Genomic DNA, 486 nt, shown 5'->3' with positions numbered 1-486 from the left:
CACGTCCTTCATCGCCTCTGACTGCCAGGGCATCCACCGTGTACGCTTAGTCGCTTAACCTCACAACCCACAGGCGTTTTACAACGCATGCAGACTGCAAGCATTTGAGAGACTCGAACACATCGTTAGCTTCATTCTTATTACGGAGAATGAATACGACGTGTCGTTTCAATTTTCAGCTTGTTCCGGATTGTTAAAGAGCAAATACTTCGCAGCATGCTGAATCAGCATACTCTGAAGTACTATGGGTAACGCCTTTCACTCATTACCAGCAAGTGGCGTCCCCTAGGGGATTCGAACCCCTGTTACCGCCGTGAAAGGGCGGTGTCCTAGGCCTCTAGACGAAGGGGACACGATAGTGTCACGACTTCGCAGCCGTCTTGCTCATTACTTTTCTATCAGACAATCTGTGTGAGCACTTCGAAGGAAGGTATCTTCAGGTAAGGAGGTGATCCAACCGCAGGTTCCCCTACGGTTACCTTGTTA

The 486-nt window shown here is 49.4% G+C and carries 1 tRNA gene; it reads right to left on the bottom strand.

From position 1 onward, the window contains the following. Positions 1-276 precede the first annotated feature (276 nt). Positions 277-352, bottom strand: a tRNA-Glu gene (locus tag FD744_RS25265). Between the last annotated feature and the right edge of the window lie 134 nt (positions 353-486).

Origin of the sequence: Pantoea sp. Taur, assembly GCF_009830025.1 — a bacterium.
Classification (GTDB): Bacteria; Pseudomonadota; Gammaproteobacteria; order Enterobacterales; family Enterobacteriaceae; genus Pantoea; species Pantoea communis.
This window is presented reverse-complemented; position numbering and strand designations above follow the sequence as displayed.